At 72.4% G+C, this 18,109-nt stretch carries 14 protein-coding genes; 12 read left to right on the top strand and 2 right to left on the bottom strand.

The features are described 5' to 3' along the window. Positions 1-19: 19 nt before the first annotated feature. The 7 genes from ABT254_RS01385 (at position 20) to sucD (ending at position 10,455) form a co-directional block, all read left to right on the top strand. Positions 20-2,899 carry a DUF5682 family protein gene (locus tag ABT254_RS01385; RefSeq protein ID WP_351462397.1) on the top strand — a complete coding sequence of 960 codons (2,880 nt, stop codon included), beginning with the start codon at positions 20-22 and terminating at the stop codon, positions 2,897-2,899. Further along, positions 2,896-3,072, top strand: coding sequence for a hypothetical protein (locus ABT254_RS01380; RefSeq protein ID WP_351462396.1), 177 nt, complete (start codon positions 2,896-2,898; stop codon positions 3,070-3,072). Before ABT254_RS01385 ends, ABT254_RS01380 begins: the two co-directional genes overlap by 4 nt. Continuing rightward, on the top strand, positions 3,069-4,244 hold the full coding sequence (locus tag ABT254_RS01375) for a VWA domain-containing protein (RefSeq protein WP_351462395.1): 1,176 nt from the start codon (positions 3,069-3,071) through the stop codon (positions 4,242-4,244). Before ABT254_RS01380 ends, ABT254_RS01375 begins: the two co-directional genes overlap by 4 nt. 290 nt (positions 4,245-4,534) lie before the next feature. Then, positions 4,535-5,614 (top strand): hypothetical protein, encoded by a 1,080-nt coding sequence (locus ABT254_RS01370; protein WP_351462394.1) that lies wholly within the window; start codon positions 4,535-4,537, stop codon positions 5,612-5,614. Between the two features lie 243 nt (positions 5,615-5,857). Next, positions 5,858-7,915, top strand: coding sequence for a hypothetical protein (locus ABT254_RS01365; RefSeq protein WP_351462393.1), 2,058 nt, complete (start codon positions 5,858-5,860; stop codon positions 7,913-7,915). Between the two features lie 456 nt (positions 7,916-8,371). Then, positions 8,372-9,550: an ADP-forming succinate--CoA ligase subunit beta gene (gene sucC, locus ABT254_RS01360; RefSeq protein WP_351462392.1), complete on the top strand. Its 1,179-nt coding sequence runs from the start codon at positions 8,372-8,374 to the stop codon at positions 9,548-9,550. Between the two features lie 20 nt (positions 9,551-9,570). Beyond that, positions 9,571-10,455, top strand: a complete 885-nt coding sequence (gene sucD / locus ABT254_RS01355; protein ID WP_232647486.1) for a succinate--CoA ligase subunit alpha — start codon at positions 9,571-9,573, stop codon at positions 10,453-10,455. 151 nt (positions 10,456-10,606) lie between these two features. Here sucD and ABT254_RS01350 read toward each other — a convergent pair whose 3' ends face one another. Beyond that, positions 10,607-11,437, bottom strand: a complete 831-nt coding sequence (locus tag ABT254_RS01350) for an RNA polymerase sigma factor (protein WP_351462391.1) — start codon at positions 11,435-11,437, stop codon at positions 10,607-10,609. 96 nt (positions 11,438-11,533) lie between these two features. Here ABT254_RS01350 and ABT254_RS01345 point away from each other — a divergent pair, with 96 nt between their 5' ends. Further along, complete coding sequence (locus ABT254_RS01345) at positions 11,534-13,324, top strand: cell division protein PerM (protein WP_351462390.1); 1,791 nt, start codon at positions 11,534-11,536, stop codon at positions 13,322-13,324. A 22-nt stretch (positions 13,325-13,346) separates the two neighbouring features. Here the strand turns inward: ABT254_RS01345 and ABT254_RS01340 are convergent, their stop codons facing one another. Beyond that, positions 13,347-14,111 carry a hypothetical protein gene (locus ABT254_RS01340; protein WP_351462389.1) on the bottom strand — a complete coding sequence of 255 codons (765 nt, stop codon included), beginning with the start codon at positions 14,109-14,111 and terminating at the stop codon, positions 13,347-13,349. A 306-nt stretch (positions 14,112-14,417) separates the two neighbouring features. On the opposite strand from ABT254_RS01340, the gene purN reads away from it, so the two are divergent. The 4 genes from purN to ABT254_RS01320 all read left to right on the top strand — a co-directional run bounded on the left by purN (position 14,418) and on the right by ABT254_RS01320 (position 18,097). Beyond that, positions 14,418-15,047, top strand: a complete 630-nt coding sequence (gene purN, locus ABT254_RS01335) for a phosphoribosylglycinamide formyltransferase (RefSeq protein ID WP_099930863.1) — start codon at positions 14,418-14,420, stop codon at positions 15,045-15,047. After that, positions 15,044-16,609 (top strand): bifunctional phosphoribosylaminoimidazolecarboxamide formyltransferase/IMP cyclohydrolase, encoded by a 1,566-nt coding sequence (gene purH, locus ABT254_RS01330; RefSeq protein WP_351462388.1) that lies wholly within the window; start codon positions 15,044-15,046, stop codon positions 16,607-16,609. The genes purN and purH overlap by 4 nt, the downstream gene beginning before the upstream one ends. Before the next feature lie 99 nt (positions 16,610-16,708). Next, positions 16,709-17,212: a hypothetical protein gene (locus tag ABT254_RS01325; protein WP_351462387.1), complete on the top strand. Its 504-nt coding sequence runs from the start codon at positions 16,709-16,711 to the stop codon at positions 17,210-17,212. A gap of 159 nt (positions 17,213-17,371) precedes the next feature. Then, complete coding sequence (locus tag ABT254_RS01320) at positions 17,372-18,097, top strand: glycoside hydrolase family 16 protein (protein WP_351462386.1); 726 nt, start codon at positions 17,372-17,374, stop codon at positions 18,095-18,097. The last annotated feature ends 12 nt before the right edge of the window (positions 18,098-18,109 follow it).

Raw genomic sequence — 18,109 nt, 5'->3', positions numbered from 1 at the left:
GGACGACGAGGGGGACGGTGTGACAGGGACGGCGAGGGGCGGGAGCGGCGCGGCCGGCGGGGGGCCGCTGCTGCTCGGCGTACGACATCACGGACCCGGCTCGGCGCGAGCGGTACGGGCGGCGCTGGACGCCGCCCGGCCCCGGGCCGTGCTGATCGAAGGACCGCCCGAGGCCGACGCACTGATCCCGCTGGCCGCCGAGGAGGACATGCGGCCACCGGTCGCCCTCCTCGCCCACGCCGTGGACGAGCCCGGCCGCTCGGCCTTCTGGCCGCTCGCCGAGTTCTCCCCGGAGTGGGTCGCGATCCGGTGGGCCCTGGAGCACGAGGTACCGGCGCGCTTCATCGACTTGCCGGCGACCCACACCCTGGCGTGGAGCAAGGACACGCAGGACGAACTCGGCGGGGGCGGGGGCACGGGCGGCGGACACGGGGACGACACCGACGCGGCCGGGGGCGGCGCTTCCCGCGCCGACAACGGGCGCGGGGGTGTGGGTGGCGACGGCGTCGGGCGCGAGGGCGGGGTCGGGGCCAATTCCGGCGCTGGGGCCGGGGCCGGGACCGGATCAGAAGCCCACTTCGGGGCCGGTGCCGCGGCAGGAACCGGGGCCAGGGCAGACGCCGGCCCCGGCGCAGGAGCCGAGACCGGAGCCGACGCCGCGGCCGGACCGGAAGCCGAGACCGGATCCGACACCGAGACCGGATCCGACACCGCGGCCGGATCCGACACCGCGGCCGGAGCCGGTGCCGAGGCGGAGACGGGAGCCGGGTCAGGTGTCAACGGCGGGACCGACGCTGACAGTCGTGCCGATGCCGGGACCGACAGCCGTGCCGATGCCGGCACCAGCATTCACGCCCACGCCCACGCCCATGCCGATGTCGATGCCGATTCCGGTGGCCGGCCCTCTTCCGACAGGTCCGTCATGGCGACCGACGTCCGTATCGACCCGCTCGCCGTGCTCGCCGAGACCGCTGGGTACGAGGACCCGGAGCGGTGGTGGGAGGACGTCGTCGAGCACCGGGGGGTGGGGGAGGGGGACGCGTTCGCGCCGTTCCTCGTGCTCGAAGAGGCCATGGGGGCGCTGCGGGAGGCGTACGGCAGCGGGGGGCACGACCGGGATCTCGTGCGGGAGGCGTACATGCGGCTCCAGGTGCGGGCTGCGCAGCGGGAGTTCGGGGACACGGTGGCGGTCGTGTGCGGGGCCTGGCATGTGCCTGCGCTGCGGCAGAAGACGGCCGTCGCCGCCGACCGGGCGCTGGTCAAGGGGCTGCCCAAGGTCAAGACGGACATGACATGGGTGCCGTGGACGTACCGGAGGCTGTCGCGGGTCAGTGGTTACGGGGCGGGCATCGACTCGCCGGGCTGGTACGGACATCTGTTCGCCGCCCCGGACCGGCCGGTCGAGCGGTGGATGACCAAGGTGGCCGGGCTGCTGCGGGACGAGGACCGGATGGTCTCCTCGGCGCATGTCATCGAGGCGGTGCGGCTGGCGGAGACGCTCGCGGCGATGCGGGGCCGCCCGTTGCCGGGGCTCGGCGAGACGACCGATGCCGTGCGCGCGGTGATGTGCGAGGGCTCGGACGTGCCGCTGGCGCTGGTGCACGACCGGCTGGTCGTCGGGGACGTGCTGGGGGAGGTGCCGCAGACCGCGCCGGCGGTGCCGTTGCAGCGGGACCTGGACCGGAGCCGGCGTCGGCTACGGCTCAAACCGGAGGTGCTGGAGCGGGAGTTGGAGCTCGACCTGCGCAAGGAGACCGACGCAGGGCGCAGCAGGCTGTTGCACCGACTGCGGTTGCTGGGCGTGGCGTGGGGCGAACCGGTGGCTTCGCGGGGGAGTACGGGCACCTTCCGGGAGACGTGGCGGCTGCGCTGGGAGCCGGAGCTGGCCGTGCGGGTGGCGGAAGCCGGGGTGTGGGGCACGACGGTGCTCGCCGCCGCGACGGCCAAGGCGGAGGCGGACGCCGTCGCCGCACAGGCCCTGGCCGACGTCACCGGACTCGCCGAGCGCTGTCTGCTCGCCGAACTCCCCCAAGCGCTACCGGTGGTGATGCAGGTCCTGGCCGACCGGGCGGCGCTCGACACGGATGTCGGCCACCTCGCGCAGGCCCTGCCGGCCCTGGTCCGCTCCCTCCGGTACGGCGATGTACGCGGCACGGACACTGGGGCGCTGGGCGGAGTCGCCGCGGGCCTCGCCGAGCGGATATTCGTCGGTCTGCCCCCGGCCTGCGCGTCCCTGGACGCGGACGCCGCCGAGGAGATGCGACGCCATGTGGACGCGGTGCACGGGGCGGTGGGGCTGCTGGGCGACGCGCCCGCGCCGGGCCACCGCGACCTGCGGGGCCGCTGGCACTCGGTTCTGCGCGTGCTGTCCGTCCGGGACACCGCGCCCGGTGTGGTCCGCGGGCGGGCCGTGCGGCTGTTGCTGGACGACGGGGAGCTGGGGCAGGACGAGGCGGCGCGGCTCATGGGTCTCGTGCTGTCGCCGGGGACCCCGCCGGGGGATGCGGCCGCCTGGATCGAGGGCTTCGTCGGCGGAGGGTCCGGCGGCGGAATGCTCCTCGTGCACGACGAGCGGCTGCTCGGGCTGGTCGACTCCTGGCTGACCGGCGTGCCGGCGGAGGCGTTCACGGACGTACTGCCCCTGCTGCGGCGGACGTTCTCGGCGTACGAGCCGGGCGTGCGCCGGACGCTGGGCGAGCTGGTCCGGCGCGGACCGGGGGAGCGGGGCAGCGTGACGGCCGCCGGCTCCGGCATACCGGGCTTCGCTGCCGACCTCGACCCAGGCCGCGCGGACGCCGTGCTGCCGGTGGTCCGGCTGCTGCTGGGCCTGGACGGACCGGGCGGACCGGGCGGGGTGGAAGAGGACATCGACAACGACCTTGCGGGGGTTGCGGGATGACGAAGGACGGACTGACGAAAGCGCAGGAGGACGTCGGCGCGACGGCCGTCGGGGAGAACCGGCACGGCAACAGGAATCGCACCAGGTACCGGGGCGGGGCGAAGGACCGTCCGCTGGTCGCCGTCGCCGTGATGCCGCTCTGGGACCGGCCTCGTACGGGGGTGTGCCGATGACGGCCGAGGCGACGGACCCGGCGGCCCCGGCGCGGGAGCGGCTGCGACGCTGGCGGCTGGTGCTCGGGGGCGACGCCGCCGACGGCACGGGATGCGCGCTGTCGGGGCAGGACAGCGCGATGGACGGGGCGTTGGCCGCGCTCTACGGGAAGGGCGACGGGCAAGGGCGGGCGGGGCGGGACCGGTCGGCGGGGCTCGGGGCCTCGGCGCCGTCGGTGGCGCGCTGGCTGGGGGACATCCGGACGTACTTCCCCTCCTCCGTCGTCCAGGTGATGCAGCGCGACGCCATCGACCGGCTCGGGCTGTCCGCGCTGCTGCTGGAGCCGGAGATGCTGGAGGCGGTGGAGGCCGACGTCCATCTCGTCGGCACGCTGCTCTCGCTCAACAAGGCGATGCCGGAGACGACCAAGGAGACGGCACGGGCCGTCGTGCGCAAGGTCGTCGAGGACCTCGAGAAGCGGCTCGCCACCCGCACTCGGGCCACCCTCACCGGCGCCCTCGACCGCAGCGCGCGGATCAGCCGACCGCGCCATCACGACATCGACTGGAACCGCACCATCGCGGCCAACCTCAAGCACTATCTGCCCGAGTACCGGACGATCGTGCCGGAGCGGCTCATCGGCTACGGCCGGGCGTCCCAGTCCGTGAAGAAGGAAGTCGTCCTCTGCATCGACCAGTCGGGGTCGATGGCGGCGTCCGTGGTCTACGCGTCCGTGTTCGGGGCGGTGCTCGCCTCCATGCGGTCGATCACCACGCGACTCGTCGTCTTCGACACGGCGGTGGTCGACCTCACCGACCAGCTCGACGACCCGGTGGACGTGCTGTTCGGCACGCAGCTGGGAGGCGGTACGGACATCAACCGGGCACTCGCCTACTGCCAGTCGCAGATCACCCGGCCCGCGGAAACGGTGGTCGTGCTCATCAGCGATCTCTATGAGGGCGGGATACGCAACGAGATGCTCAAGCGGGTCGCCGCGATGAAGGCGTCCGGAGTGCAGTTCGTGACGCTGCTCGCGCTCTCGGACGAAGGGGCGCCGGCCTACGACCGGGAGCACGCGGCCGCACTCGCCGCGCTGGGGGCACCGGCGTTCGCGTGCACGCCCGATCTCTTCCCCGAAGTGATGGCGGCGGCCATCGAGAAGCGACCGCTGCCCATACCTGACACGGCATGACCGGACACGACACGGCATGACCGGAAACGGTGCAACCGAGGAGACACAGAAGGGTCACTGACGATTTGTCGATGCATCGTCGTCCGACTTCGGCCAGCAAAACGGACATGCCTACCCATCGGTAACAGGGGGCTTGCGCAACCTCGGGAGGGGCGTGCGAGGATCGACGCCTCATCCGTGGCGCGCCGTTGCGCCGCCTCGTCCGTACCGCACCGCGTCGCGCCCGACTCGTAGCTCGTTACGGCTCGTCATGTGACATTCGTTCCGCCGCACGGGAGGACCACCCCCTCTTGACCTGGCCAGCAGCCTTGCCCGGTGCCGCTCTGCGCGTGATGCGCACGGCGGCCGGCCGGCGTGCGCTGCAAGTCGTGCTGCTGGTGGGTGGTTTGTTCGCGCTGGGGTTCTTCTGCGGGGAACAGGCACACGCGGCGGAGCAGGCGCCGGCCGCCTCCTCGTCCGAGGTCGTGGGGACCGTCCCGGCGGACGGTGTCCCGGCGTCGTCGACGAGCGACGCGGTCGCCACGGTCACTCGGCCCACGAACACGTCGGCCGCCACGGTCGGCCGGCTGACGAGCGCTGCGCCCGCACTCGTGGCGCAGGCACCCCGGCCCCAGCCGGCCGCTCCGGACCAGCCCAAGCCGACGACTCCCGCCGCACCGGCTCCGGCACCGGCTCCGGCACCGGCTCCGGCCGATCTCCAGCCCGCTCCGCATCCCGACACCCGTCCCGCGACCCCGGGCGCAGCCGGCCAGGTCCTCACCCCGTCGACCGGTGAGCTCGTCCGCTCCGTAGGGGATCACGTCGTACAGCCGGTCGGTGGTCTGGTCGAGACCGTGACCGCCGGGCTGGGCCGGGTGACCGCGCAGATACCGCCGTTGTCGTCGTTGCCCTCCCTGCCGGAGCTGCCCGGGGCGCCGTCGATGCCGGGCCTGCCCTCGCTGCCCGGCTTCCCTCCGGCGCCGGGCCGGATACTTCCCGCGCCGGTCGCGCAGGTGCCGCAGCCGGGTGTCGCAGTTCACTCGGGACTGGAAGGCGCCGTCGACGACAGGCGCTCCACAGCGGCAGCGAGCGGTACGGGGCACGAGCCGCGGTCCCTCGTGGGCGTGACCGCGGGCCATGCCACCACCGCCGTGCAGGGCGGCGGGCGGCGGGCCGGTGCCGGGTACGCCCCGGCACAGCAGGCCCCCGACCCGGCCGGTGTGCCGGCCAACCGGGCCGCGGTCGACAACGGCACTTCGAGGCACGGCGACGCACACGCCGTCGCCCTGAACCACCGGCCGTTCGTGCGGCTCGTGCCCGGCGCCGCCGTGCGCGCAGCCGCGGCCGGTACCCGGGACAGGCACCGGGACATCCCCGTATTCCCCGGCTAGGGCAGGCCCTTCCCCCGCCACGGACCTGCCGCGCGGGGGCGGAGCAGGTCTGCCCGCCCGTCCGGACACCCTTCGTTCTCCGGACGCAAGCCGCCGACTCCGCTGGTCCCGACTCCCCGGACCAGGACCGGAAGCGGCGCCGGAATTGTCCCCAAGCCTTTCGAAGAAGCCCCGGAACTCCCCGGATCTCCCCCGAGATCAAGGAGCGCGGAGCTTCCAGGGATCTAAGGATCTGACGCACGCATGAACAAGAACATCCGCCGCTCCATCGTCATAGCCGCCGGTGTCACCGGCGCATGGGCGCTCGGTTCCGCCGTGGCCAGCGCCGACGAGTTGCCCTCATCCACCCTGTCCGTGTCCGATACGACATCCGATCCGGCCGCCGACGCGGCCGTGGACTCCGGCAGCACCCTCGGCGCGCTGACCGACACCGTCACCGGCACGGTCGACGGCGTGGTCACCGGCGTCCAGCACACCGTCTCCGGCGTCACAGGGACGGCCGGCTCCACCGCGCACCAGGTGGCCTCCACGATCACCGGCGCGCAGAAGACGGCGCCCGGCGAGACCGCCGAGCAGGCCCGTAAGTACGTGGACGCCAAGGTGTCCGCCCCGCAGGCCGCCAAGAAGGCCTCCAAGATCAAGGGCGCCGCCGCCATCCAGGGCGCCAAGGCCGCCCGTGCCGCGCAGGCCGAGGCCAAGGCCGCGGCCGCCCAGGGCACCACCACCGTCACCGACACGGCCTCCTCCCCGCAGGGCGCGGTCGACTACCTCTTCGGCCCCCTCGCCGCCTTCGCGCCGGAGCTGGAGCAGGCGCTGGCCGCCGCCCAGACGAAGCTCCAGGGCGTGCAGTCGGCGGCCCGCACCCGGGCGCAGGGCGTCGACGGTGTCGTACGGACGAAGGCGCAGCAGACCGTGGCGGGCGCGGGCCGCACCGCGGCGGGCGTTCAGGGCCGTGCCGCAGGCGTGACGGGTCTCGCGCAGGGCGAGGCCGGTGCCGTCGCCGGTGCCGCGCAGGCCACCGTGGCCGCGGTCCCCGGCCATGTGACGGGCACGGCCGGCGGGGTCGAGCAGAAGGTCGTCGGCACTGTGAAGAGCGTTCCCGGCACGGTCACCCCGGTCGTCGCGGAGACGACCGCGGCCGCCGTCCCGCCCCTCGCCGTCCAGGCCGTGCACGGCGTGACACCGGTTGCGGGCCAGGCGGTGGCGGGCGTCGTCCCGGTCGCCCAGCAGACCGTCGCCGGGGTCGCGCCCACCGTCACCCACGCCGTGGCCGGGGTGACGCCGGTGGCCACGGGCACCGTGAGTGGCGTGCTGCCGGTCGCCGCCGGAGCCGTGGACGGCGTGACCCCGGTCGCCACCGGCGCGGTGCACGGCGTGCTGCCCGTCGCGGGCGGTGCCGTGACCGGCGTCGGGCAGACCGCCGGTCACGCGGCCGGCGCGGCGACGGCGCTGGCGTACGGCGTGGTGGCCGACGTCCAGCCGGTCGCGGGAGGGGTCGTCGAGGGCGTGCAGCCGGTGGTCTCCCACGCGGTGCGGGGCGTCCAGCCGGTCGCCGCGGGCGCCGTGCAGGGCGTGCAGCCGGTGGCGGGAGGCGTGGTCCAAGGCGTCACTCCGGTCGCCGGTGGCGCGGTGTCCGACGTGCAGTCGGTGGCCGGTGGCGCCGTGCACGGCGTGGCCCCGGTCGCCGCCGGTGTCGTCGCGGACGTGCCCTCGTACGCCACCGGCCTGGTCGGCCAGGCCGGCGAGGATGCGACGGGGGCCGTCCTGCCGCCGGTCGCGCACACCGCTGTGTCGGGCGTGCTGCCGGTCGCCGGGCAGACCGTGGCGGACGCGGACGGGCTGGCGTACGGCGTGACGGGCGACGTCCGGCCGTTCGCCGGGGGGATCGCCGACGACGTGGCGCCGCTCGCGTACGGCGTGGCCGGTGACGCGACCGGCCTGGCGTACGGCGTCGCCGGGCAGGTGCCGCAGTTCGCGCACGGTGTCACCGTGGCCGCCCAGCCCGTCGTCGACCTCGTCGAGCCGGTGGTCCACGGCGTCGGCGGCAGCGTGACGATGCTCGGGTACGGCGTCGCGGGCGATGCCACTCCCTTCGCGTACGGCGTCGCCGGGGACGTCGACCCCTTCGCCCACGGCGTCGTGGGCCAGGTCGCGCCCTTCGCCGGAGACCTGACCGACACCGTCCGCTCCACCGGCGGCCCGCTCGCCGAGCACGCCGTCACCGGTGTCCAGGGCGTCACCGAGTCGATCACGCCGGACTACGCGCAGAACGTGCGGTACGGCATCCCGTACGGCGTCTGACGCTCGACCGACTCCGCGGATCCAGGGACCCGGACGGCCGAAAGCCGTCGGACCGGCCGGCCCGAACCCCGCGGTCGGAGCCAGGTGATCCCCATTGGGGTGGGGATCAACTGCTCCGAGCCCCCCCTTCGGGGCTGTACACAGGGCCTCACCGGGTCAACCCCAGCCCGGTGAGGCCCTTCCCCGTACGTGCCCCGGACGCCCTCGCGAACCGTGCCCGGCCCTCACATCCGGCACGCCGTGCCAGTGAGCGCGGCATCATGTGACAGGTATCACCGCTCAGGTGTGACCCTCGATTTAGGGGCCCTCCGCAAGCAGCGATAACCTGCGAGACGGACATGCCGCGCGCTCGGACACCGTGTGCGCCTCCCCTGTGACTAGCGGACGTCACGTTGCCCTTCGCGGCACGCCCACGCATCCAACGAACCGCGAGATCACTGATAGGGACGGAAGCGCGTGGACCTGTTCGAGTACCAGGCGAGGGACCTCTTCGCCAAGCACGATGTACCGGTGCTGGCCGGTGAAGTCATCGACACGCCTGAGGCGGCCCGCGCAGCCACCGAGCGCCTCGGTGGCAAGTCTGTCGTCAAGGCCCAGGTGAAGGTCGGCGGCCGTGGCAAGGCCGGTGGCGTGAAGCTCGCCGCCACCCCGGACGAGGCGGTCGAGCACGCGACCAACATCCTCGGCATGGACATCAAGGGCCACACGGTCCACAAGGTGATGATCGCCGAGACGGCGCCCGAGATCGTGGAGGAGTACTACGTCTCCTTCCTCCTCGACCGTGCCAACCGCACCTTCCTCTCCATCGCCTCCGTCGAGGGCGGCATGGAGATCGAGGAGGTGGCGGCCACCCGCCCCGAGGCCGTCGCCAAGACGCCGATCGACGCCAACGAGGGTGTGACCGAGGAGAAGGCCCGCGAGATCGTCGCGGCCGCCAAGTTCCCGGCCGAGGTCGCCGACAAGGTCGTGAACGTCCTCGTCAAGCTGTGGGACACCTTCATCAAGGAGGACGCCCTCCTGGTCGAGGTCAACCCGCTGGCCAAGGTCGCCTCCGGTGACGTCATCGCCCTGGACGGCAAGGTCTCGCTGGACGAGAACGCCGAGTTCCGCCAGCCGGAGCACGAGGCCCTCCAGGACAAGGACGCGGCCAACCCGCTCGAGGCCGCCGCCAAGGAGAAGAACCTCAACTACGTCAAGCTGGACGGCGAGGTCGGCATCATCGGCAACGGCGCCGGTCTCGTCATGAGCACCCTGGACGTCGTCGCGTACGCCGGTGAGAACCACGGCGGCGTGAAGCCGGCCAACTTCCTCGACATCGGCGGCGGCGCCTCCGCGGCCGTCATGGCGAACGGCCTGGAGATCATCCTCGGCGACCCGGACGTCAAGTCCGTCTTCGTCAACGTCTTCGGCGGCATCACCGCGTGCGACGAGGTCGCCAACGGCATCGTCCAGGCGCTGAAGCTCCTGGAGGACCGCGGCGAGGACGTCACCAAGCCGCTGGTCGTGCGTCTGGACGGCAACAACGCCGAGCTGGGTCGTCAGATCCTCTCCGACGCCAACCACCCGCTGGTGCAGCGCGTGGACACCATGGACGGCGCGGCCGACAAGGCCGCCGAGCTCGCGGCTGCGAAGTAAGGGACGAGGGACACACAGCCATGGCTATCTTCCTCAACAAGGACAGCAAGGTCATCGTCCAGGGCATGACCGGCTCCACGGGCATGAAGCACACCAAGCTCATGCTCGCCGACGGCACCAACATCGTCGGTGGCGTCAACCCGCGCAAGGCGGGCACCACCGTTGACGTCGACGGCACCGAGATCCCGGTCTTCGGCACCGTCGCCGAGGCGATCGAGAAGACGGGCGCGAACGTGTCCGTCCTCTTCGTACCGCCGGCCTTCGCCAAGGCCGCCGTCGTCGAGGCCATCGACGCCGAGATCCCGCTCGCGGTCGTCATCACCGAGGGCATCGCGGTCCACGACTCGGCCGCGTTCTACGCGTACGCCGTGTCCAAGGGCAACAAGACCCGGATCATCGGCCCGAACTGCCCCGGTCTCATCACCCCGGGCCAGTCGAACGCCGGCATCATCCCGGGCGACATCACCAAGCCGGGCCGCATCGGTCTGGTCTCGAAGTCCGGCACGCTGACGTACCAGATGATGTACGAGCTGCGTGACATCGGCTTCTCCTCGGCCGTCGGCATCGGCGGCGACCCGGTCATCGGCACGACGCACATCGACGCGCTCGCCGCGTTCGAGGCCGACCCCGACACCGACCTGATCGTGATGATCGGTGAGATCGGTGGAGACGCCGAGGAGCGGGCGGCCGCGTTCATCAAGGAGAACGTGTCGAAGCCGGTCGTCGGCTACGTCGCGGGCTTCACCGCGCCCGAGGGCAAGACCATGGGTCACGCGGGTGCCATCGTCTCCGGCTCGTCCGGTACGGCTGCCGCCAAGAAGGAGGCCCTTGAGGCCGCCGGGGTGAAGGTCGGCAAGACGCCGACCGAGACGGCGAAGCTGGCGCGAGAGATCCTGGCCGGCTGAACGGTTTCATAGCTGAGCGTTGGTGGGCCCGTTCCCCGGGGTGGGGGCGGGCCCACCGGCGTTTCGCTTGCCCGCGCTGGCGGGGTGCCGCCTCTCTCTGGGACGGGTGCCGCCCTAGGCGGCACGATTGCCCGCAGGCCAGGCCGGGGGGCTATTGCGTGAGCGGTACGAGTCTCTCCGGGCCGTGGGCCGTTCCCGACCGTAGTTTTGCGCGGAGTTGGGCCTGGGGCGCCGACAGGGCTCCGCGGGCCACCCGGGGCGGGACCCCTTGCACGGCTGTGCCCGGCGGTACCGGGGCCTCGTAGTGCGTGGGGGCCGTTCTTAGGGCCAGGGCTGTTGTGCCGACCAGGGCTGCGGTGAAGGCGATGGCGGCCCGCGTCCAGAAGCGGGCGCTGCGTTCGCCGCGTCTGCGTACCGTCGGCGGGTTCGGCGCGGGCTGCCGCTCCGTGGAGGCCAGTTCGACCAGACGGCGGTTCAACTCGGACGGGTCGGCAAGCTCCGGCAGGCGTGCGGCGATCGCCTCGCGCGCGTGCAGCAGCCGGTGGGCCGCCGCCGGAGTGCTCGCCTCCGCCTCGGCCGCCGTCTCCGGCAGATCGAGGCCGACACCGTCGTAGAGCAGCAGCGCCCGGCGGTAGGAGGGCGGGAGTTCCATGAGTACTTGCATCAGCTCGCGGTCGCGCCGGTCGACGAGCGGCGGCTCGGGGTGCCGCAGGCTCGGGCGGAACCGGTGCCAGGGCGAGAGCGCGTACTCGTACGCCGTCGCCCGCACCCACCCCGCCGGATCCCGGTCGACGGCCACCTCGGGCCAGCGCTGCCACGCGAGTTGGAAGGCCCGCTCGACCGACTCGCGCGCCAGCTCGCGCCGCCCGGTGAGCAGGAACGTCTGCCGTACGAGGGCGGGGGCGCAGAACGCGTACAGCGCGTCGAAGGCCTGAGCGGGCGTCAGCTCGGGCGCCAGCGGGCTCGCAGGGATCGGCGTCACGGGGCGCCCTTTCGTACGAAAAAGTACATAAACGTATATTGAGCGACACTTCGGCGGTTTGCCTATTACGACGAGAAAGCGCGTGTCGTTGGGAGCATGGCGGTCGTGATCCAGACGACCGCTCGCCGAGCTCCGTTGCCGTACCTGCGTGCCCGGATCCGGGCGAGGATGCGCGACCGATCGCCAGGGCTTGGCGCCGGCGTGGCGGGCGGTGCGGTGGCCGCCGGGCTGGGGCTCGGGACGATCACCGTGCTGGTGATGGTGTTCTGGATCAGTTCGCCGTACCCCGACAGCGGGCCCGGTGGTGCACTGCATGTCGCGGCCGCGCTGTGGCTGCTGGCGCACGGCACCGAACTGCTCCGCACCGACACGCTCTCCGGTGTCCCCGCCCCGGTGGGTGTCACACCGCTGCTGCTGTTCGCGCTGCCGGTGCTGCTGGTCCACCGGGCGGCGCGGGACGTGGTGTACGGCGGCGAGGAGGACGGGCCGCTGCTGTCCGCCCGTACCGCCTGGGCGGGTGTGGTCCTCGGCTACCTCGGCGTCGGCGTGGCCGCGGCGCTGTACGCCTCGGGCGGAGAGCTGCGGCCCTCGTGGGGGCGGGCCATGCTGTCCCTGCCGGTGCTCGTCATGGTGATGGCGGGGGCGGGGGTGTGGACGGCCTACGGGCATCCGCGCCGGGCGTTCGACGGTGTGCTGAAGCTGCTGCCGTCCGGTCTGCGGAGCTTCGTCCGCGGGCCGGGCTCCCATGCCCGCCTGGGCATCGCGGCGCGGTCCGCGGGGGCCGGGGCGGCGGTGCTCGTCGGGGGCGGGGCGGCGCTGGTGGCCGTCTCCCTGGTGTGGCACGGAGGGGTGGCGCGGATCTCCTTCCTTCAGCTGACGGACGGCTGGTCGGGCCGTTTCGCCGTGCTGTTCCTGTGCCTGGTGCTGGTGCCGAACGCGGCGGTGTGGGGGGCCGCGTACGCCCTCGGGCCCGGGTTCGTGCTGGGCACCGGGCATGTGGTGGACCCGCTGTCCTCGGCCCCGGCCCCGCTGCTGCCGCCGTTTCCGCTGCTGGCCGCGGTGCCGGACGCGGGGGCCGGGGGATGGCCGAACTGGGTCGCGGGAGCGGTGCCGCTGGCTGCCGGACTGGCGATGGGGTCGTTCGTGGGCGGAGCGGAAGCGCGCGATGCGTCCTCCTCGCCGGACGCCGGAACCTCCGGGACCAGGAAGACCGCCGGCACCGCCCTGCTGGCGGCGCTGCTGTGCGGGGCCGGAATGGCCGTACTCGCGACGATGGCGGGCGGGCGGCTCGGGGTCGCGGAGCTTGCCAGGTTCGGGCCGGTGTGGTGGCAGACGGGGGGCGCGGCGGTCGTCTGGACGGCGGTCGCGGCGATTCCGACGGCGGTCGTCGTGCGGGCCTGGCGGTGCCGTGCGCGCCGGGGACGCGGGACGGGCGCGGAACCGGAGTCGAACACTCTCGCCCTGAGGCAGAGGACCGCGGACCCGAAAGCGAAGCTCGTCGAGCCGGGGCCGGAGGCCGTGGACTCGAAGCAGGAGAAGTCGAAGAAGGCGGAGAAACCGGAGAAGCCGGAGAAGCCGGAGAAGCCGACGAAGGCGGAGAAGGCGGAGGGCAGGGGGCGGTTCCGGAGGAAGAAGGCGGCTTCGGACGGGGCGCGGAATCCGGCGGACGCCGCGGCGCCCTCCACCCCCTACGACCAGGACGACGCGTACGGCGCGCTGCGCGACCAGGAGGAGGCGGGCTTCGGGCCGTACGACTTCCTGCCCGTCGAACCCTCGCCCGAGCCGTCGGCCCCATGGCCCGGCGACGCCACCCGCGAGTCACGCTGGGCAGCCCTCAAGGACGCGTCCGAGCCGCCTGGGACGCCGGATGCACCGGACGCGCCGTGAACGCCGCCGCACCCGCCGTTCGTCAGCCGCTCGTGCCCAGCAGCCCCCGCAGTTCCTTCGGCAGAAGCTGGGTGCAGGACTGCTTCGCCTGGTTGGTGAGGGCGTCGTTGGTGCAGGTGTAGTAGTCGCTGTACACCAGCTGCGCGGTGAAGGTCGCGGCCACCAGCGCGATCGCCAGGGAGGCCGTCACCAGGCCGGTCACCGCCGCCGTCGTCTGCGGCCGGCCACCCGGGTCGTCCGCGGGCTCGGCGGCGCCGGTCCTGGCGCGCAGGGCGCTGATGCCCCAGTACAGGGCGAGGGCGCCCAGCAGCAGGGCCACGTACGGCCAGCTGAAGAGGGCGAAGAAGAAGGCCCACATGCCGCACAGCAGCGCGTAGCGGGCGCGGCGCTGCGAGGGGTCCGTCGGGTCCCAGCGCATGCCCGAGCCCGGAGTGTTGCCGCCCTGACCCTCGGGACCGGGGGGCGGACCGCCGGGGCGCTCGCCGAAACCGCCGGGGGAGCGGCCCGGCTGGCGGTCGCTCCACTGTCTGCCCCAGGGGGAACCGGACTCTCCGGATCCGTCGCCGCCCTCACCCTCGGCCGGGCGGCGCGGCCGCCACGGGCGGTCCGGCGTGCCCTCCGGAGGCGGGGCGAAGGGGTTGTCGTCCTCGGGGGAGTCGCCGGTCTTCCGGTCCGAGGGCGCGTCGGGTGGAGATGCGGGGCGCTCCCGCAGCAGCACGCCGCGGTGCTCCCCTCCCTCCACCGACTGCGGGGGGAGCGTGAGCAGTCGCAGGCTGCGGTCCGGCATCAAGTGAGCGTCTTCCCCTAGGCGATACGGCAGTGAGCAGGCCTTGATCAGGCGTTCGTACGGCTGTCTTGGCACGGGCTTCCACTCCGGAAACGCACAGCACCACGATCACGTTCCCGACCCGGGCTCTCCCAGACGCTACCTTCCGGCCGCGCCCCCGTCCCGTGGGGGCTGCCCGGAGTGCCGGTATCGTTGCTGACGGTCGGCCGCTTCGTAGACTTCCCCGTATCCCGGGGCGCGAAGCATTCGTACGAACGTACATACGGCCGACCGTACGGAATCGCTCCCCCGAGAAAGGGCCCCACCGTGGCCGCCAAGCCCGTGGCCAAGCGCCTCGTCGTGCTGGTCTCCGGATCCGGCACCAACCTCCAGGCGCTGCTGGACGCCATCGAGACGACCGGCGTCGAGGCCTACGGCGCCGAGATCGTGGCCGTCGGGGCCGACCGCGCCGGCATCGAGGGGCTCGCCCGGGCCGAGCGCGCCGGGCTGCCGACCTTCGTGACGCGGGTCAAGGACTACGGGACCCGCGAGGAGTGGGACGCGGCGCTCGCCGAGGCCGTCGCCTCGTACGAGCCCGACCTGGTCGTCTCCGCCGGGTTCATGAAGATCGTGGGCAAGGAGTTCCTGGCCCGGTTCGGCGGCCGGTTCGTGAACACGCACCCGGCCCTCCTCCCCAGTTTTCCCGGAGCCCACGGTGTGCGCGACGCGCTCGCGTACGGCGCCAGGGTCACCGGCTGCACCGTCCACTTCGTCGACGACGGCGTCGACACCGGACCGATCATCGCTCAGGGCGTGGTGGAGGTCCGGGACGAGGACGACGAGAGCGCGCTGCACGAGCGCATCAAGGAAGTCGAGCGAAGGCTGCTCGTCGATGTCGTGGGGCGGCTCGCCCGCAACGGCTATCGCATTGAGGGACGAAAGGTAGTTATCCAGTGACCGCCGACAGCAACAAGCGGCCCCTTCGCCGGGCGCTCGTCAGCGTCTACGACAAGACGGGCCTCGAGGACCTCGCACGCGGCCTGCACGAGGCGGGCGTGGAGCTCGTCTCCACCGGGTCCACCGCCGGCCGTATCGCCGCCGCGGGCGTGCCCGTCACCAAGGTCGAGGAGCTCACCGGCTTCCCCGAGTGCCTGGACGGCCGGGTCAAGACCCTGCACCCCAGGGTGCACGCGGGCATCCTCGCCGACCTGCGCCTGGAGAGCCACCGCGAGCAGCTGGCCGAGCTGGGCGTCGAGCCGTTCGACCTCGTGGTGGTCAACCTCTACCCGTTCCGCGAGACGGTCGCCTCGGGGGCGTCCCCCGACGAGTGCGTCGAGCAGATCGACATCGGCGGCCCCTCGATGGTCCGCGCGGCCGCCAAGAACCACCCGTCGGTCGCCGTGGTCACCAGCCCGGCGCGGTACGCCGACGTCCTGGCGGCGGCCAAGGACGGCGGCTTCGACCTCGCCACCCGCAAGCGTCTCGCCGCGGAGGCCTTCCGGCACACCGCCGAGTACGACATCGCGGTGTCGAGCTGGTTCGCGAGCGCCTACGCCCCGGCCGACGACTCGCAGTTCCCCGACTTCATCGCGGCCGCCCTGGAGCGCAAGAGCACCCTGCGCTACGGCGAGAACCCGCACCAGCCGGCCGCGCTCTACGTCGACGGCACGGGCACCGGTCTCGCGGAGGCCGAGCAGTTGCACGGCAAGGAGATGTCGTACAACAACTACACGGACACGGACGCCGCGCGACGTGCCGCGTACGACCACGACGAGCCGGCCGTCGCGATCATCAAGCACGCCAACCCCTGCGGTATCGCGGTCGGTTCGGACGTGGCGGAGGCGCACCGCAAGGCGCACGCCTGTGACCCGCTGTCCGCGTTCGGCGGCGTCATCGCCGTCAACCGCCCGGTCTCGAAGGAGATGGCGGAGCAGGTCGCCGAGATCTTCACCGAGGTCATCGTCGCGCCGGACTACGAGGACGGCGCCCTCGAAGCCCTCGCCAAGAAGAAGAACATCCGCGTCCTGAAGGCCCCGGCGGCCCCCTCGCACCCCGCCGAGATCAAGCCCATCGACGGCGGCGCGCTCCTCCAGGTGACCGACCGCCTCCAGGCGGAGGGCGACGACCCGGCCAACTGGACGCTGGCCACGGGCGAGGCCCTCTCCGCGGAGGAGCTGGCCGAGCTGTCCTTCGCCTGGAAGGCCTGCCGCGCCGTCAAGTCCAACGCGATCCTCCTCGCCAAGGACGGCGCCTCGGTCGGTGTCGGCATGGGCCAGGTCAACCGCGTCGACTCCGCGAAGCTGGCCGTCGAGCGGGCGGGCGCCGAGCGCGCCCAGGGCTCGTACGCCGCCTCCGACGCGTTCTTCCCCTTCCCGGACGGCCTGGAGATCCTCATCGAGGCCGGTGTGAAGGCGGTCGTCCAGCCGGGCGGCTCGGTCCGCGACGAGCTGGTGGTCGAGGCCGCGAAGAAGGCGGGCGTGACGATGTACTTCACGGGGACGCGTCACTTCTTCCACTGAGCCGTCTCCGCAGAGCGGCGCATTCGACGCCGACCCTTCCGCCCGTACTCGGTTCGCGCCGGGTACGGGCGGTTTGCCGTAGGCCCCAGGGGAGATCCCGTGACGAACAGCAAACCGGTGTGGTCCGAGCGCGAGCTGCCGGCGTTCTTCAGACAATGGCGCACCGAATGGAAGGACGAGGAGCTCTCCCCGGCCAACTACCTCGACTACGAGGGCGGTTTGCGCTTCGTCCTGGCGGCGGCCTGGCTGTTCTGCCCCGAGACGGTCGAGTACCGCGGTTGCGTGTTCCTCAAGGAGAACTTCAGCCAGGACACCGTCGACAACTGGTTCACGACTTTGGGCCGTGATCGGGAACGAATCGAAGCAGTCGTCAATCAGGTCAGGTTGTGGGACGTCTTCGTCAACGCCTCCCGGGCGGACGACGATCAGCTCGGGGAGGAGCTGCCCCAACTCGCCCTTGCTCTGGGGGAGTGCTGGCAGGGAGTTCTGTCCGCGCGCTACCCGGGCCGGGAGATCACCGTCGGGGTCGGCGACGAGGAGAGCGGCTCCTATGGGCCGGCTGTGACCTTCTGGACATCCCCGGCCGTCTCGGGCTTCGGCTAGCGGCCCGCGTATCGCCCGTGGCTGGTGGCTTCAACTCCAGAAGCCAGGAAGCGATCCGCGCCGCGTATCTTGTCAAACGTTGAACGGACTCCTACAGTCCGGTTGATATGAGGGTGGGACCGCTCCCACGCCCCGTGTCATCCGAGCAATGGAGCCGCGATGTCAGCTGTATTTCTTCGGCCGGGACGCCTGATAATCGCCGCCCTGGCGGCGCTGTCACTGCTCCTCCTGGGACAGCCGCAAGCCCATGCGGCGTCCTGGGGAGCCCCGCAGACGGTCAACTCCTGGAATGTCATCAACGGACGGTGGACCGCCAACAACGAGCTGGAGACCTACACCCCCGGCTGTGTCTGGTACGAGGGCAACACCCTGGTCATCAAGACCTACAAGTCGGGCGGCACGTACTACTCGGGCCGTGTGGAGTCCAAGGCGCTCTACGGCTACGGCACGTACAGCTTCACCGCGAACATGCCCAACGGCCAGGGCCTCCTGCCCGCGGTGTGGGCGGCCTACCTGAATCCCTGGCTGCCCGAGTTCGACGCCGCCGAGATCGTCGGCCAGAACGCCAACACCGTCTACCAGACCTCCCATGACACCAACAACGCCCAGACCCAGTTCTCGAAGACGAACGGTGCGGGCTGGACCAACGCGTACCACACGTACTCGTTCACCTGGTGGCCCGATCACATCGACTTCGCCGTCGACGGCACCATCACCGGCACCAAGTGGTACTCCACTCCGGCGGGTGTCGGGATGCACTTCATCGTCAACACCGCCGTCGGCGGGGACTGGCCGGGCAACCCCAACGACTCGACCTGGGCCACCGGAGACGGCGCGAGGTATCTGAAGGTCTCCTCGATCACGTACACCCCGTACTACCCGTAAGGGGTTCCGCTT

Source organism: Streptomyces sp. NPDC001137, from assembly GCF_040298885.1.
Taxonomy (GTDB): Bacteria; Actinomycetota; Actinomycetes; order Streptomycetales; family Streptomycetaceae; genus Streptomyces.
The sequence above is the reverse complement of the archived record's forward strand: the minus strand, read 5'-3'. Positions and strand labels throughout refer to the sequence as shown.

What these genes read in the sequence shown, in the direction of transcription:
- ABT254_RS01380 (WP_351462396.1), top strand. Translation starts at nt 2,896, where the DNA reads ATGACGAAGGACGGACTGACGAAAGCGCAGGAGGACGTCGGCGCGACG.
- ABT254_RS01375 (WP_351462395.1), top strand. Translation starts at nt 3,069, where the DNA reads ATGACGGCCGAGGCGACGGACCCGGCGGCCCCGGCGCGGGAGCGGCTG.
- ABT254_RS01365 (WP_351462393.1), top strand. Translation starts at nt 5,858, where the DNA reads ATGAACAAGAACATCCGCCGCTCCATCGTCATAGCCGCCGGTGTCACC.
- sucD (WP_232647486.1), top strand. Translation starts at nt 9,571, where the DNA reads ATGGCTATCTTCCTCAACAAGGACAGCAAGGTCATCGTCCAGGGCATG.
- ABT254_RS01345 (WP_351462390.1), top strand. Translation starts at nt 11,534, where the DNA reads ATGGCGGTCGTGATCCAGACGACCGCTCGCCGAGCTCCGTTGCCGTAC.
- ABT254_RS01340 (WP_351462389.1), bottom strand. Translation starts at nt 14,111, where the DNA reads ATGCCGGACCGCAGCCTGCGACTGCTCACGCTCCCCCCGCAGTCGGTG.
- ABT254_RS01320 (WP_351462386.1), top strand. Translation starts at nt 17,372, where the DNA reads ATGTCAGCTGTATTTCTTCGGCCGGGACGCCTGATAATCGCCGCCCTG.